Origin of the sequence: Seonamhaeicola sp. S2-3 (genome assembly GCF_001971785.1) — a bacterium.
Classification (GTDB): Bacteria; Bacteroidota; Bacteroidia; order Flavobacteriales; family Flavobacteriaceae; genus Seonamhaeicola.
Map to the genome: position 1 here is coordinate 3,172,701 of NZ_CP019389.1, position 17,033 is coordinate 3,189,733.

A 17,033-nucleotide genomic window follows, 5' to 3' on the forward strand; every position below is an offset into this window, starting at 1 on the left:
TTAAATGACAGATTGACTTAATTATATATATGAAGAAATCTAATTTTATAACGTTTGACAGTTTGTCATTACAGGAATTTGACGAAAACGCAGAGTTAATTCCTTTAATGACTCCCGAAGATGAGGAAGAAATGAATAACGAAGCACTACCCGAAACATTACCAATTCTTTCATTAAGAAACACTGTGTTATTTCCTGGTGTAGTAATTCCAATTACAGCAGGACGCAATAAATCTGTTAAATTAATAAATGATGCTAATAAAGGTAGTAAAGTCATTGGTGTAGTAGCTCAAAAAGATGAAGCCATTGAAAACCCTACAGCCAAAGAAATTAATGAAACAGGTACTGTAGCTAGAATTTTGAGGGTTTTAAAAATGCCAGACGGCAATGTAACCGTTATTATTCAAGGTAAAAAACGCTTTAAAGTAGCCGAAGTTCTTACAGAAGAACCATACATGACTGCTACTATAAGAGATTTGCCCGAGGTTAAACCAACTCTCGATAATGATGAGTTTAAAGCTATAATAGAATCTATTAAAGATTTAGCTCTAGAGATTATTAAGGGAAATCCAAACATTCCTAGTGAAGCATCTTTTGCAATTAAAAATATAGAGAGTAGTTCATTCTTAATAAATTTTGTGTCGTCTAACATGAATTTAAGTGTTGCAGAAAAACAATCACTTTTAGAAATGGATGACCTTAAAGAGCGTGCTTTAACTACTCTTAAATATATGAATCTTGAGTATCAAAAATTAGAACTTAAAAATGATATTCAGTCTAAGGTTCAAATGGATATGAGCCAGCAACAGCGCGAGTATTTCTTGCATCAGCAAATGAAAACCATTCAAGAAGAATTAGGTGGGGTAAGTCATGATGAAGAAATTGAAGAAATGAAAGCCAAAGCAAAAGAAAAGCTTTGGGATGAAAAAGTTGCTAAGCATTTCAATAAAGAAATAGCAAAGCTACAGCGTATGAATCCGCAAGTAGCAGAATACTCTATACAGCGTAATTATTTAGAGTTATTTTTAGATTTACCTTGGAATGAGTTTAGCGAAGATAAATTCGATTTAAAACGTGCTAAAAAAATACTAGATAGAGATCATTACGGTTTAGATGATGTTAAACGAAGAATTATAGAGTATTTGGCAGTACTGAAAATTCGTAATGATATGAAATCGCCTATACTATGTTTATACGGTCCACCAGGAGTTGGTAAAACATCGTTAGGTAAATCTGTAGCAGAGGCTTTGGGTAGAGAATACGTTAGAATTTCATTAGGTGGTTTACGTGATGAAGCTGAAATTAGAGGACATAGAAAAACCTATATAGGTGCTATGCCTGGGCGTATTATTCAGAGTTTAAAAAAGGCAGGTACCTCAAACCCCGTTTTTGTTTTAGATGAAATAGATAAACTATCTAATTCACATCAAGGAGATCCTTCTTCAGCTATGTTAGAAGTATTAGATCCAGAGCAAAACAGTGAGTTTTATGATAACTTTTTAGAAATGGGGTATGACCTCTCTAAAGTTATGTTTATAGCCACTTCAAACAGCTTGTCTACCATTCAACCAGCATTGTTAGACCGCATGGAAATAATAAACGTAACAGGTTATACTATTGAAGAAAAAGTTGAAATTGCCAAACGTCATTTACTTCCAAAGCAATTAAAAGAACATGGTTTAACAACTAAAGATTTAAAAATAGCAAAGCCTCAGTTAGAAAAAATTGTAGAAGGCTACACGCGTGAGTCTGGTGTTCGTGGTTTAGAAAAACAAATAGCAAAAATGGTACGTTATGCTGCCAAAAATATTGCTATGGAAGAAGAATACAACATTAAAGTATCTAATGAAGATATTATTGAAGTATTAGGAAGTCCTAAATTAGAGCGCGATAAATATGAAAACAACAACGTAGCTGGGGTAGTTACAGGTTTAGCATGGACTCGTGTTGGTGGCGATATTCTGTTTATAGAATCTATTTTATCAAAAGGAAAAGGAGCCCTAACCATTACAGGAAACCTAGGTACTGTAATGAAAGAGTCTGCTACCATTGCTATGGAGTATATTAAATCTAATGCAGATGCGTTTGGTATAGATCCAGAAATATTTGGAAAATACAACGTACATATTCATGTGCCAGAAGGAGCTACTCCAAAAGACGGACCTAGCGCTGGTGTAACCATGTTAACATCATTGGTATCTTTATTCACTCAAAGAAAAGTAAAGAAAAGTTTAGCCATGACAGGTGAAATTACGCTAAGAGGAAAAGTGCTTCCTGTAGGCGGTATAAAAGAAAAGATTCTAGCGGCTAAACGTGCCAAAATTAAAGAAATATTACTTTGTGAAGAAAACAAACGAGATATTGATGAAATAAAACCAGAGTATTTAAAAGGCCTAACATTTCATTACGTTACAGACATGAGTGATGTTATTAAAATAGCATTAACTAATCAGAAAGTAAAAAACGCTAAAAAGTTATAAAAAGAGACCTGACTAAAAAATTAATGTTTGTCTGTCTGAGTTTATTTTTAGGCTAACAGATTAACTATATTTTAGTCAGGTTTTTTTATAATGTAAAATAAAAGATACTTACTATCGTTTTAAGATAGATTTACTTTCTTTGTACCTAAATATGCTAAGAAAAATCATTTCTTTATTTTGTCTGTGTTTTAGTGCTTCAATCTTTGCGCAATTAGGAGGGGAGCACACCTACCAGTTTCTCAACTTAATTTCTTCTCCCAGACAAGCAGCTTTAGGTGGCAAAGTGCTTACTAACGTTGATTACGATGTAACTCAAGGTATGTTTAATCCAGCAACCATTAATGTTGAAATGGATAACCAATTAGCTTTAAACTATACAAGTTATTTAGGGGGGATTAGTTACGGTACAGCTTCATATGCATATACAATAGATAGAAGAACTCAAACGTTTCACGCAGGCATAACCTATATTAACTACGGTTCTTTTGATGGTTATGATGAAGATGGTAACTCTACAGGAACTTTTTCTGGTGGCGAAACCGCATTATCTTTTGGGTATGCACGCCAAATAGGGTATTCTGATTTTTATTTAGGTGGAAATTTAAAATTTATAAGCTCTAAATTAGAGCAATACACCTCATTTGGAGCTGCCGTTGATGTAGGATTGTTGTATATTAATGATTATTTAGATTTTAATGCAGCTTTGGTTATAAGAAATTTGGGAACTCAAATAACAACTTATGCAGGGCTTCATGAAAGTTTACCTTTTGAGGTTAGTTTCGGAATGTCTCAACGTTTAGAAAATGTTCCAATTCGTTGGCATGTTACTTTTGAAAACCTTCAAGAATGGCCTATTGCTAGTCCAAACCCAGCAAGAACCACTAGCGATTTAAGCGGTAACCAAACTAGTGAAAAAATAGGTTTTTTAGGTCAAGTAATTAGGCATACCATTTTAGGTGCCGAAATATTTCCAGAAGGCGGATTTAATATTAGATTAGGTTATAATTTTAGAAGAGGCGAGGAGTTAAGAATTGTAGACCAAAGAAATTTCTCAGGTCTTTCAGCGGGTATTTCAATTAAAATGAATAAAATGCGATTTAGTTATACGCATGCCAAATATACCAGTGCTGCTAACTCAAACTTTTTCGGATTACAAATAGATTTACAGTAAATGAATAATAAAATTACAATTGCCATAGATGGGTTTTCTTCTACAGGAAAAAGTACTATTGCAAAACAAATAGCAAACAAATTAGGTTATGTTTATGTAGACTCTGGTGCCATGTACAGAGCTGTAACCTTGTATGCTATGAAACAGGGTTTAATTAATGAAGATGATTTTAATGTTGAAGCGCTTATTAATCAATTAAATAAGATTAATATTAGTTTTAAATTTAATGAAAGTTTGGGATTTGCTGAAGTTTATTTGAATGATGAAAATGTGGAAAAAGCCATTAGAACTTTAGAAGTTTCAGGGTTTGTTAGTAAAGTAGCAGCAGTACCTGAAGTACGAAAAAAACTAGTAGCCATACAGCAACAAATAGGAAATAACAAAGGTGTGGTTATGGATGGTAGAGATATTGGTACTGTGGTTTTTCCTAATGCAGAACTTAAAATATTTATGACAGCCTCAGCCGAAACCAGAGCCGAAAGACGCTTTAAAGAGTTAATAAATAGAGGTGATGATGTTGTGTATGAAAATGTTTTAAAAAACGTTCAAGAACGCGATCATTTAGATTCTACTCGCGAAGATTCTCCTTTGGTAAAAGCAGACGATGCTATAGAAATTGATAATTCTAATTTATCACTACAAGAACAATATGATAAGGTATTGGGGTTAGTAGCAAAAATGATTAAATTAAATTAATTAGTCGCACCATAATAGTGGTGCTTTTTTCATTCATAAAAAAAGGCTCATCACTGATGGATGAGCCTTAACATTATAGCTTTTAAGAAAAACCTATTCATCATCTGAACTCAGATATAAATAAGCACCTTCATAAGTTCCTGTAATTTCTTCACCATCTGCTCGTGTAAAGCTAAACGATAAACTAATAGCATCCACATCGTAATCTGTAACAGTAATACTACCAGAAGTAACTTCTAAATCAGCATTACTTCCGCTTTTGTAAAATTGACTAAAACCGTTTTCAAATTCAGCATTAATAAAATTACCATTAACTACAAACTCTAAACTTGAAATTTCTGATAGATTATAAGTTCCATTAGGCGTAAGATTAGGTGCATTAATTCGTGCTGTAAACAAATCTACATTACTCAATGTAGTACCATCAGAAGCGGCTACTATTTCTGCCTCAGTGCTATTGGTTAAACTTAAATATACAGTATTACCTATTGAAGGCTCTACAGTTACCGTTTTCATTTCATAAACTGATTCCCCTACTGTAATATTGTTTTCGTTGTTAGAACCTGAATTATCATCATCGGATGAACAAGACACACTTAAAATAACTAAAATTGCTAATGCAAGACGTTGTATATTTTTCATATATAAGAAATTTTAAAAGTTAGAAAAGGCCCACTTTTTACGATGAGCCTTTTGATATAAATATTAAATTATAAACTTATTTTTTAAGGAATTTTTGAGTTATAGTATTGGCATTGGTTTGTATTTGTACCATATATAAACCGTTTGGTAACTGAGATATATCAACACCGTTTGTAGCTTCAATAGCTTGTTTTATAAGCTGACCATTAATGTTGTAAATAGTAACGCTTTCAATTTGTTCTGTAGATTTAATAAATAATCTATCACTTACAGGATTAGGGTATAGTTTTACTGAATTTGTATTTAAAGACACATCATCAATTCCTAAGGTAGAATTATACTCGTAAGCCCCTAAATCAATAGTAGTATTAAAGGTTCTATTGTTACCTGATAAATCTAAATCACCGAATAAAGCTACATCATAAAGTGAATTATCTCCTTCGTCTATGATATAAGTTGAAGCTGATGTTGGTTTGTAATCAGCATCTAAATTTAAGTTATCTGTTGCTGGATCTAAAGTTGTTAAGTTAGTAGTAGAAAACGTTCCGTAAGTTCCAGCGTTTGAAGGTACTGCTGCAATAGTATTTTTAATAAACACATTATAATTAGCCGTAATACCCTTAGAAATATCTCTAGTAGCTGCTGAACCATTAACAGTATTCTGCCAAAAGATAGAATTATTAACATTTAGGTTGACATTTCCATCTCCTGATGCCGTAATAGAATTACCATAAGTACCATTATAATCATTATTAACAAATGTACTGTTATTTATTACTACATCTAAAGTATTACCATTATTCCAGCCTTCTCTATAAATGTTTAATGCTGAAAGATTAATATCATTATCTGCCACCAAAACATTTGCCCATCGTGTAAAAATATAACCGTTTGTGCTGTCAGATTGTACGTAAACCAATCCCATATTAACAATGGTGTTATTTATAAACTTGGTGTTTTCAACAAGCAACCCTCCGTTTAATGTTCTCATTTTAAGTAAATAACCGTTAGAATAGTTATTTTTAAATACCGAATTTTTAATTTTTAGGTTATTAATACTTGAACTATTAGGAATAAAGATTACGCCGTTTTCATTAACACCACCAGATTGTGATGTGTCATAAATATTTTCAAAAATAATCCCATCAAAAGTCACATCACTAGCTGTTACTTCAAATAAACGCTCTGCATTATCGGTTTTATTCGAAGAGAAATCACCATCAATATCATCACCATTAATATCACCTGTAAAAATGGTTGCATTTGTAGTATGAATAGCTGTAAAGTCTCTATCTGCTATGGTTGTTTCGGTTCCTGCAAAACCTCCAATAATATCTACTTCGTTTGTATTAACGCTTATTGGCGTGTTTTTATCTGCCAATGTATACGTGCCTTTTGCTACCCAAACAGCATCATTTAAACTGGTAAGTGCTAAAGCGTCTGTTACGTTTGTAAAAGCATCTGTCCATGAGCTACCATCGTTGGCACCTGTTGCATTGGCATCTACATAATACACTGCTGGTATACAATTTTCACTATAACTTGTTTGATTATCTATAGTCCAACCTACATTATACTGACCACTGTTTGCTGGTGGTGAAAAGCCTTCATCAACTCGAATACATGTTAAACTTGGATTACCATAGGCTTTCATGTAGGTGAAATTGCTGTTATTACCATTGGCAATGTTTAACTCACTTAAAACGCCATTATTATGACATTGAATATCTGTAATTTGCGTATTTGCACTAATATCTAATGTTTCTATTTGATTATCAGAACAGTGTAAACGCGTTAATGCAAGGTTTTTACTTACATCTAAAGACGTTAAATTATTGTTATAGCAATCTAAACGTGTAATATTGACAAATTTTTCAATACCTTTTAAAGTTGAAATGGACAAACCATTAATTAATAATTCACCTGTAAAAGCTTGCGCTTCTGCCACGGAAATTTCAGTATCACCATTTGTGTTAATAGCTGTATTTCCAACAAGATATGCTTTAAAATTATCATCTTGAATGTATACGTTTTGAGCAAAAGCCGAAAACAAACCAAAACATAAACAGGTTGTAAATAGAAGTAATGTTTTTTTCATTGTAGTTGAGATTTAATATGATTAATTAGAAGCAAAAGAATAACAACACATTAGGTTTTCAATTTGCTTTTTTCTGAATAACTGAAATTTCTTTCTAAATGAAACCGAAAGTTTATACCTACATTATAGCTCATAAAAAAAGCCTGTTTTGATAAACAGACTTTAATGCCCCATAAAAATGATAACTCCTTTTACTCGCAGTTCATTTTTTGACCGTAAGGCATTTGACCGTGTATAATTCCACCAAATTGAGAACTACCATAGCCAGAACCATCATAGTACTGCTTAATTAAAAAGCCTTGTAAGTAGCAGTCGTTATTTTTATTTTTTTCGGTAAATGCCCCTTTAATCCAACGGTACAAAATGTGACCTGTGTATTTGTTTTTAACCACACTCCAATCGTTAGATTCTATATTTAACTTCAAAAGTTGCGCGCCATCTTTTTCTATCGTTTTAGACACATTTTGTTTAGCAAAGCGTACTAATGATGTGTTACTATTCATTGCGCCTGCTTTTGGCATTTTTATAGCCGCCATAGTAGATTTTGCTGCGGCATCATAATTAGCTTTTAAGGTCGCTTCAAATTCTTGCACAATAGGTTTTGCTTTTTCTAACCAATCTAAATGAAATTGCTGCTCACCTTTACCAATTACATTTAAAATGGTAATATCTTTTTGATGCATATACGATGGTACATTAAACGCATGACCACCTTGATGCGATGCCGCGTAAATAACAAACACATCGTCTGCAATAAGCATTCCTCTTACCAATATTGGCATACCTGTACCAAGCTCGAGCGTTTGTGAACGGTCTGCACCTACTTTGGTGGTAAACATCCCTGAAACAAGCTCGTAACCTATATAACCTTCCGGCGACATGGCTTCTAACTCTGGAGTTGTTAAAAAACGTAACCAGGCATAATCAGGATCTTGGGCTGGTAACACATCGATATTATCGCCCATATCAGTCATCTGACGTCTTAATTTTACACGGTCTACACCAACAGCACTCATCCCTTTAGTCATTGCAAAAGGATAAGACATGTATAAAAAGTCATCACTTATATTAGAGGCTGTTTTAGGTTTATTAGCGTCGGCTTCCTGTTGTTTTTTCTCAAGATATTTTTGATAGTATAAATCTTGCTTCGCTTGGTCGTTAGGGTATTTTTTGGCTAATTCTGCTTTAAATTCTTCATCGGTATATTCGGTTGTAGATGAATTTTGATTGGAAGTTGAAGTATTACCAACCATTCCTGTAGCATTATCGGATTTTGAAGATGAGCTTGCCTCCTCTTTGTTTTTCAGCTTCTTCTCTACGGCAGCTTTGGCTTTCTTCTTTAGCATTTTGCCCAATTGTGCATGGGATGTATTGTAGCATAATGCTAAAACTAATAATAGAATTATTTTTTTCATAAGAATTGTGTTTAATAGACTTCAAAAGAAGTAACTAAACCACCATTCTTAATAGTGATTTTTCTAAAGCTGTGGATTTTTTTTCTGAATGAAAACGAAATTTTAAGCTAATATCACAAAAAGGTTTCCTTAATGACTTCTAAAAACTGATCGCGTTTAGATTTTGAAATAGGTATTCGTTTTTTATTCGTCATCAATAGATAATCGCCATCTTCTTTTACTAATTCGTCTACGTATTTTAGGTTGATTAAGTAAGACCGATGACACTTAAAGAACAAAGCTTTATTTTCTAACTGCTCTACAAAATGCTTTAGAGGTTTGCAAATAGTTTTCTGCTTTCCGTTTACCAGCTGTACGTTGGTGTACATCCCATCGGCTTCAAAAAATAAGATATCATTATGAGAGGCAAACATGATGCCTTTAGGAATTTCTAAGGCAATTTTATCTATTGAAAGTCGCTTTAACGAATCTCGCAATTTGTTTAGTTGGTCGTTTAAGTTGTTGGCTTTAATAGCATCTTTAGCTTTTGTAATCGCTTCTTTTAATTCGTTGATATCAACTGGTTTTAATAGATAATCTACTGCAGATAACTTAAAGGCTTCAATAGCATATTGGTTATACGCGGTGACAAATATGATTTTAAAATCGATTTGGTTTGGGAAGTATTCTAAAATGTCTAATCCAGATTGATTTGGCATCTCAATATCTAAAAATACGATATCTGGTTTAGATACTTTTATCAAATCTACACCAGACGCCAAATCATGAGCCTCCTTTATACCAGAAATATTAGGGCAATGCTCGGTTATGATATTAGATAGTAAATGTCTTGCGTGCTTTTCGTCGTCTATAATTATGGCTTTCATTGTTGTATTATATGGGCATTGTTATAACCACTTTGGTACCTAAAGCTATTTGATTTTCATCATATAAATCTTCAATTTCAATGGCTATATCGCGTTTTAATTTGTTTTTTAATAAATGAACACGCTCTTCGTTAGCCTTAGTAGCAAAAGGTTTATATTCTCTATTGGAGCGTTTTAATTTTTCAGATTGTTTTCTACCTATACCATTATCTTCAACTGTGATTTGTAATTTATGTTGCTGAATGGTTTTAACTTCAACCTTTAATTGCCTGTCGTTTAACTTGTGCAATAAACCGTGTTTTAAAGCATTTTCAACATAGGGTTGAATAAACAACGACGGCACTTTTATTTGTTTCGTATTTAACCGTTTATCAATGGTAATATTATATTCTAATTCATCTTCAAAACGCACTTTTTCTAATTCTAAATACAGTTTTAAAGCGTTTAATTCTTCTTCTAAAGTGATTTCATTTTGCTGACTATAATCTAAATACATGCGAATTAACCGGCTAAATTTCACTAAATACGAGCTTGCCAGTTCTTTTTCATTCGAAATAATATAATCTTGAATAGAATTTAAAGCATTAAAAATAAAATGCGGATTCATTTGTGAACGCAAATTTTCTAGTCTTAAATTCGCAATTTTTTTATCGATTAATATTTTGTCTATTTCGGCAATACGCTGTGCTTCTTTTTGTTGTAATCGCCATCTAAAATACAACCAAATCCCTCCAAAAAATGTGGCTAAAACTACACCATAAAACCAATACGTTTCCCAAAATGGTTTTGTTATTTTAAAAGTAATCGGACTTGCAAAAACAGGCTGTTTTGCACTTACATTTTTTGCTCTTAGCTCAAACTTATAAGTTCCACTTGGCAAACTATTAAAATTAACAAAGTGTGTATTTAATGGAATATTTTGCCAGCTAGTATCAATCTGTTTTACACGGTATTGATAGTTGACGTGTTGATTGGATTGAAAACCGTTAGAGTTAAATGTTATATCTATTTTATTTAAACTGTAAGGCAATTTATAATGGTGTTGCACCAAGGTATCTCGATTGTTTATAGAAATTGTTTCTACCTTAACTTTAGCAGTTTTAAAACTTTTAAATAATGTTTTTGTTTTAGGAAGTGTGTAAAATACTTTTGGTAAGATTACAATAATTTGATCTTTAAGTACCAAAAAATCATTAACCGCAGTATTTAAACCATCTTGAGCACTTAATAATCTAAGCGTTTTGCTTTTTAATTGATACTGAAATAAACCTTCATCTGTTGAAATCCAAAGCACTAAACCATCGGCATGAATAGCATTAATTTGAAGGTTTTCAGGAAGTTTTATTCCTGAAGGTTTTAGGGTGTTATTTTCGTATTTTAATAATCCGTTGTGTTGGGTTGCAATCCAAACCGTTCCGTTGGTTTTTGTTAGTGTATTAACTAGTAAACTTTTAGAGTTGAACGTGATTTCTTCTGCATTATATGTTTGGGTATTGTATTTGTAAAATCCGTCAATATAAGCCACAAACAATTGATTGTTTAAAACAACAGAAGATTTCACACGACTTTCTTTAAGAATTTGTGTTTTATGATGATTAAACGGATTTTTATACACAATACCTTGACGATAATTACCGTAAAACAGCGTGTTGTCGTCTATTTTTGAAAATGTTTTGGCAACCGAAAACAAGTTGTTTACATCAGTAATTTTTTCAGTTTTTAAATCAACTATAAAAGATTCTGATGCATTAATACTAACAATTAATCGTTCATTCTTTGAATCATAATACAGTTTACCAATTATCTTTTTCCCTGGCAATTGCAGTGTTTTCACTAAAATATCATTGTCGTAAAACAATAGTTTTCCATTGTTTGTAGCTAATACAAACTCATTATTTTTTAAACCAATAGATGCCGTAACTTTTGCTTCAATAAAATCTAAAGTAAAACGTCTAATATTTAAGTTTGGAGACACAAACACACCATTATCTAATGTGGTAAACCAATAGTTTTTATTGAAATCTACCTCAACATCTGTAATAGATTCTGATTCAAATAATTGTTCTTTAAATATTAATTGATTTTGATTTAAATCAAACACAAATACTCCCGAACTAGTTAAAAACCAATATTCATTGTTAAAATTCAGAAGTCCATAAATAGTTTCTTCTTGTATCTGTTTTGGAAGTTGTATTTTTTTTGCCAAGTCATTAACTCTATTTATGAGATAAATAACATTGCCGTAATCGCTTTTGTATGTAAAAACCACAACATCTTTAAATGCAAATAATTTTGGCGATTGTATTCTTTTTAAACTATTGATTTCAAGAATCTTTGTTGTTTTTTCTTGTTCAAACTTATAGATACAATGATGTTCTACATCTCCTTCAAAATTAATCACAAAAGTGTAGTTAATTTGATTATCACTAGCATTACTAATGCACATACCTTCAAAAACCTTAGAAACTTCTTTTGTAGATTTGTCAATATTGTAAATGCCATTTATGGTAAATAATCTGATATGATTTTCTAAAATTTCATAAGGAGCTAATTGGCCTTTAACCAATTTACTGGCATCATAAAATAAATTTAAGCTATCGTCTTCGATATAAAAAATTTGTCCATAGATATTGTTACACCAAAGATTTCCATTGGCATCAAATTTTAATTGAAAAAGTGAATTTGATTTTTGTTCAGGATGATTAAAGTCTTCATATTCTTTACCATTATATCTAAAAAGTCCTTTATCTGCAGCCAACCAAATGTAGTGCTGTTGGTCTTCAACAACATCATAAAACTCAACATCGGGTAAATAAGAACTATTTTGCAGGTAATTATATGTTGGGTTTTGACCCAAGAATGAGAAAGTATTAAGAAGTAATACTATTAAAATAAAATATTTTTGAAGGCCTTTTTGAGTCACAAAACAAACTTATCACATATTACTTAGTTTTAAAATAAGGATTTTCTGAAAACAGATGTTTTTTTTCTAAAATTAAGTTAATACCTTAAATATCTGTAAAAAACACTAAATAAAAAAAGCGGCATAAAGCCGCTTTAGTATAAATAGATAGATTAAATTTTCTATAAATTTGGAATAACTAGTTCTTGATCTGGATAAATTAAATCTGGGTTCTTTAAAGTATCGCTATTTGCTTCAAAAATTTCTTTGTATTTCATGGCATCTCCATAGTAATGTTTAGCTATTTTACCTAAAGTTTCACCACTTTTTACAACATGTCTGTGGTAAACACTTTCGTCTGCAACCTTAATGTCTGCCATAATATCAGATGGATTTTCACCACCAATTTCTTTTATTTTATCCCAAATTAGGTTTTTTTCATACTGGGTATTTGCTGTACCCCATACTTTAAGCATATCGCCTTCTACTTGCACATCACCGTTTTTAATATTTAAAGATTCTCCTAAATCTAAAACGTCTTGATATTTTGCTTTTACTGCCATTTTTAAAAATTTATATTAATGTTAAGGTTAAATATAATGAATTTATTAAGGTAATACCTTATTAAAATTTAAGTTTCTGTTAATTAAGACACAAGATATTTTAAATAGTCACATTTAATATTGTTTGTTCATTTTTAGGTAATTAAGTCAATAATGTGTATTTTTGCGCTCCTTTTGGCGAATTATGGAAAGACAAAGGGAACGGAATAGTAGTAAAATTAACACTTCTGTGTGTTATTTGCTTAATTCTTTCCAAGCATGCAGAATACAAATCACAATGTAATTGCTTTTCCGTATATAAGCGGAAATTCAAACATTGTTTAATTATTAAATGGCTGAAAAAGCAAAACAAGCTGAAGTTGAAGCACAAGAAAATTCAACAGAAAAAGAAGCTCCAGTAGTATCTGAAGCTCAAGCAAATCCTGAAAAATTCTTAAAAGAGTTTAACTGGCACAATTACCAAGAAGGTATTGATGAAGTTGATGATAAACAACTTGAAGAATTTGAAAAATTAGTAGCAGAAAACTTTGTAGACACTTTAAATGATGAAGTTGTAGAAGGTACAGTAGTTCACATTTCTGATAGAGATGCAATTATTGATATCAATGCAAAATCTGAAGGTGTTATTTCTTTAAATGAGTTTCGCTACAATCCAAACTTAAAAGTAGGAGACAAAGTAGAAGTATTAATTGATGTACGTGAAGACGCTACAGGGCAATTAGTATTATCTCACAGAAAAGCAAGAGTAATTAAAGCATGGGATCGTGTAAATAAAGCACACGAAACTGGTGAAATTGTTAACGGTTTTGTTAAATGCAGAACTAAAGGAGGTATGATTGTAGATGTTTTTGGAATTGAAGCATTCTTACCAGGATCTCAAATTGATGTAAAACCAATTAGAGATTACGACCAGTATGTTAACAAAACTATGGAATTCAAGGTTGTTAAAATTAACCACGAATTTAAAAACGTAGTAGTTTCTCATAAAGCTTTAATTGAAGCTGATATTGAAGAACAAAAGAAAGAAATTATTGGTCAGTTAGAAAAAGGTCAAGTATTAGAAGGTGTTGTTAAAAACGTAACATCTTACGGTGTATTTATTGATCTTGGTGGTGTAGATGGATTAATTCATATTACAGATCTTTCTTGGTCTAGAATTAATCACCCTAACGAAATTGTAGAATTAGACCAAAAACTTAATGTTGTAATCCTTGATTTTGATGAAGATAAATCAAGAATCCAATTAGGATTAAAACAATTAAGCAAACACCCATGGGAAGCTCTTGCAGAAGAGGTGAAAGTAGGTGATAAAGTAAAAGGTAAAGTTGTTGTAATTGCAGATTACGGTGCGTTTATTGAAGTAGCTGATGGTGTTGAAGGATTAATTCACGTTTCTGAAATGTCATGGTCTACGCATTTACGTTCTGCTCAAGATTTTGTTTCTGTAGGTGATGAAGTTGAAGCAGTTATCTTAACACTTGATAGAGAAGACAGAAAAATGTCTTTAGGTATTAAGCAATTAACTCCAGACCCTTGGACAGATATTACTGGTAAATATCCATTAGGTTCTAAGCACACAGGTGTTGTACGTAACTTTACAAACTTTGGTGTTTTTGTAGAATTAGAAGAAGGTATTGATGGGTTAATTTATATCTCAGATTTATCTTGGACTAAGAAAATTAAGCACCCAAGTGAGTTCTGTTCTGTAGGAGATAAATTAGATGTTATTGTATTAGAATTAGATGTTGAAGGACGTAAATTAAGTTTAGGTCACAAACAAACTACTGAAAATCCTTGGGATAAATACGAAACAGAATTTGCTATAGATACAACTCATAAAGCAACTATTGAAGAAATAGTTGACAAAGGAGCTACTGTTAAATTTAATGATGATATCGTAGCATTTGTGCCTACTCGTCATTTAGAAAAAGAAGATGGTAGCAAACTTAAAAAAGGTGAAGAAGCTGAATTTAAAATCATTGAGTTTAGCAAAGAATTTAAACGTGTTGTAGCATCTCATACAGCAATCTTTAAAGAAGAGGAAGCTAAAAACGTTAAAGCGGCAGCTAAAAAAGCAGCAGCAGCAGCGGCAGAAGCTAAACCAACTTTAGGAGACGCTAATGATGCTTTACAAGCGCTTAAAGATAAATTAGACGGAAAATCTTAATAAGATATTCTAAATAAATAAAAAGCCTTCAAGAAATTGAAGGCTTTTTTTGTTTTCAATTATAAGGTATATCATTAATGTTTTATGTTTTAACTTCTAATTTTTTGCATTACCTTTGTAAGCCAAATACGTTTGGATAGTATATGAGTCAAAAAGTTTTACTTAACGCAAAAGAGGTAAACATCATTCTTCACCGATTGGCTTGTCAACTTATTGAAAACCATAATGATTTCTCTAACACAGTTTTAATTGGTATACAGCCTAGAGGTAAATACTTGGCAAATCGTTTGGCTAAAATGCTAACCGAAGACTATAAAGTTAAGAACATACAATTAGGACATCTAGATATTACGTTTTTTAGAGACGATTTTAGACGAGGAGAAAAAATTCTTGAAGCCAATACTACTGAAATTGACTTTCTGGTAGAAAATAAAAACGTGGTTTTTATTGATGATGTTTTATATACAGGCAGAAGCATTCGGTCTGCATTAACAGCAATTCAATCATTTGGTAGACCCAATGAAATTGAACTTTTAACGTTAATAGACAGGCGTTTTAGTAGGCATTTGCCAATTCAACCTAATTACAGAGGTCGTCAAGTAGATGCTATAAACAAAGAAAGAGTTAAAGTAAACTGGAAAGAAAATGATAAAGAAGACGCTGTTTACTTAATTGAAACATAAATATTAACTAAAGTTTTTAAACTTTAAACTTTAAACTTAACAATGAGCGAATTAAGTGTTAATCACTTATTAGGAATTAAATATCTTAACCAAAAAGATATTCAACTTATTTTTGAAACAGCCGATCATTTTAAAGAGGTTATTAATAGATCTATTAAAAAAGTACCTTCGCTAAGAGATATTACTATTGCCAACTTATTTTTTGAAAATTCCACAAGAACAAAATTATCATTTGAACTAGCCGAAAAACGCTTGTCTGCAGATGTTATAAATTTTTCATCAGGACAATCATCAGTAAAAAAAGGAGAAACTTTAATAGATACCGTTAACAACATTTTATCAATGAAAGTAGATATGGTTGTTATGCGTCATCCTAATCCAGGAGCAGGAATATTTTTATCAAAACATGTAAATGCAAGTATTGTAAATGCAGGCGATGGAGCGCATGAACATCCAACCCAAGCGCTATTAGATTCCTATTCTATAAGAGAAAAACTAGGTGAAGTAGGGGGGAAAAAAATAGTAATAGTTGGAGATATTTTACACAGTAGAGTAGCATTATCAAACATATTTGCGTTGCAATTACAAGGCGCAGAAGTTATGGTTTGTGGCCCTAAAACTTTATTACCAAAATATATTGATAAACTTGGGGTTAAAGTAGAAACAAATTTGCGAAAAGCATTAAATTGGTGTGATGTAGCCAATATGTTACGCGTACAAAATGAACGTATGGATATAAGTTATTTTCCATCAACAAGAGAGTACACACAACAGTTTGGTGTTAGTAAAGAGTTGTTAAACTCTTTAGATAAAGAAATAACAATCATGCACCCTGGTCCAATTAACAGAGGTGTAGAAATTACTAGTGATGTAGCAGATTCTAACCAGTCAATTATTCTAGATCAAGTAGAAAATGGTGTAGCAATAAGAATGGCTGTTATTTACTTACTAGCATCAAAAATAAAACAGTAAATTATGATTTTTGATCAAGACGGAAATATTACCATTGTAACTCAAGAAAAAGCCACAATTATAGAGTTAGTTAAAAAACTTCAGGCTTTATACCCAAAGTATAAAAACAATAATATTATAGTTAATTTAACAACACTAAACAAAATTAGTTTAGAAGAAATAGTTGAGTTTTTACAACTATCTAATACACATAGAGCAGCTAAACAATCTTTTGTAATAGTTACTAATAAAATAGATTTAGAAGAAGTTCCAGATGAAATTATAGTTGTGCCTACCATACAAGAAGCCTATGATATTATTGAAATGGAAGAAATGGAACGAGATTTAGGGCTTTAAAATATAAATTTGTTAACTGTTAGATTAACTAAACAGTAAACA

Annotated in this window: 13 protein-coding genes; 7 read left to right on the forward strand and 6 right to left on the reverse strand. The window is 31.6% G+C overall.

The features are described 5' to 3' along the window. Positions 1–29: 29 nt before the first annotated feature. The 3 genes from lon to cmk all read left to right on the forward strand — a co-directional run bounded on the left by lon (position 30) and on the right by cmk (position 4,347). Positions 30–2,480 carry an endopeptidase La gene (lon, locus tag BWZ22_RS13880; RefSeq protein ID WP_076700980.1) on the forward strand — a complete coding sequence of 817 codons (2,451 nt, stop codon included), beginning with the start codon at positions 30–32 and terminating at the stop codon, positions 2,478–2,480. Positions 2,481–2,631: 151 nt separating this feature from the next. Continuing rightward, a complete protein-coding gene (gene porQ, locus BWZ22_RS13885; RefSeq protein ID WP_076700983.1) occupies positions 2,632–3,651 on the forward strand; it encodes a type IX secretion system protein PorQ in 1,020 nt (339 codons plus the stop codon). Next, positions 3,652–4,347, forward strand: coding sequence for a (d)CMP kinase (gene cmk / locus BWZ22_RS13890; RefSeq protein ID WP_076700986.1), 696 nt, complete (start codon positions 3,652–3,654; stop codon positions 4,345–4,347). It abuts the gene before it with no gap. A gap of 93 nt (positions 4,348–4,440) precedes the next feature. Here the strand turns inward: cmk and BWZ22_RS13895 are convergent, their stop codons facing one another. The 6 genes from BWZ22_RS13895 to BWZ22_RS13920 form a co-directional block, all read right to left on the reverse strand. After that, positions 4,441–4,989, reverse strand: coding sequence for a hypothetical protein (locus BWZ22_RS13895; RefSeq protein WP_076700988.1), 549 nt, complete (start codon positions 4,987–4,989; stop codon positions 4,441–4,443). Positions 4,990–5,065: 76 nt separating this feature from the next. Further along, positions 5,066–7,087 (reverse strand): T9SS type A sorting domain-containing protein, encoded by a 2,022-nt coding sequence (locus tag BWZ22_RS13900; protein ID WP_076700990.1) that lies wholly within the window; start codon positions 7,085–7,087, stop codon positions 5,066–5,068. A 191-nt stretch (positions 7,088–7,278) separates the two neighbouring features. After that, on the reverse strand, positions 7,279–8,502 hold the full coding sequence (locus BWZ22_RS13905; protein ID WP_076700992.1) for a hypothetical protein: 1,224 nt from the start codon (positions 8,500–8,502) through the stop codon (positions 7,279–7,281). A 113-nt stretch (positions 8,503–8,615) separates the two neighbouring features. Then, positions 8,616–9,368, reverse strand: a complete 753-nt coding sequence (locus tag BWZ22_RS13910) for a LytTR family DNA-binding domain-containing protein (protein WP_076700995.1) — start codon at positions 9,366–9,368, stop codon at positions 8,616–8,618. A gap of 7 nt (positions 9,369–9,375) precedes the next feature. Beyond that, positions 9,376–12,225 (reverse strand): sensor histidine kinase, encoded by a 2,850-nt coding sequence (locus BWZ22_RS13915; RefSeq protein ID WP_232225181.1) that lies wholly within the window; start codon positions 12,223–12,225, stop codon positions 9,376–9,378. Between the two features lie 227 nt (positions 12,226–12,452). Continuing rightward, positions 12,453–12,833, reverse strand: coding sequence for a LysM peptidoglycan-binding domain-containing protein (locus BWZ22_RS13920; protein ID WP_076701001.1), 381 nt, complete (start codon positions 12,831–12,833; stop codon positions 12,453–12,455). A 331-nt stretch (positions 12,834–13,164) separates the two neighbouring features. Between BWZ22_RS13920 and rpsA the strand changes: the two genes are divergently transcribed. The 4 genes from rpsA (at position 13,165) to BWZ22_RS13940 (ending at position 16,991) form a co-directional block, all read left to right on the forward strand. Then, the gene (gene rpsA / locus BWZ22_RS13925; protein WP_076701003.1) at positions 13,165–15,000 is read left to right on the forward strand and encodes a 30S ribosomal protein S1; all 1,836 of its coding nucleotides are present in this window, start codon (positions 13,165–13,167) and stop codon (positions 14,998–15,000) included. Positions 15,001–15,143: 143 nt separating this feature from the next. Then, positions 15,144–15,683, forward strand: a complete 540-nt coding sequence (gene pyrR / locus BWZ22_RS13930) for a bifunctional pyr operon transcriptional regulator/uracil phosphoribosyltransferase PyrR (RefSeq protein WP_076701006.1) — start codon at positions 15,144–15,146, stop codon at positions 15,681–15,683. A 42-nt stretch (positions 15,684–15,725) separates the two neighbouring features. Then, positions 15,726–16,655 (forward strand): aspartate carbamoyltransferase catalytic subunit, encoded by a 930-nt coding sequence (locus BWZ22_RS13935; protein ID WP_076701008.1) that lies wholly within the window; start codon positions 15,726–15,728, stop codon positions 16,653–16,655. Between the two features lie 3 nt (positions 16,656–16,658). Continuing rightward, positions 16,659–16,991 (forward strand): ribonuclease Z, encoded by a 333-nt coding sequence (locus tag BWZ22_RS13940; RefSeq protein ID WP_076701011.1) that lies wholly within the window; start codon positions 16,659–16,661, stop codon positions 16,989–16,991. Positions 16,992–17,033: the final 42 nt, after the last annotated feature.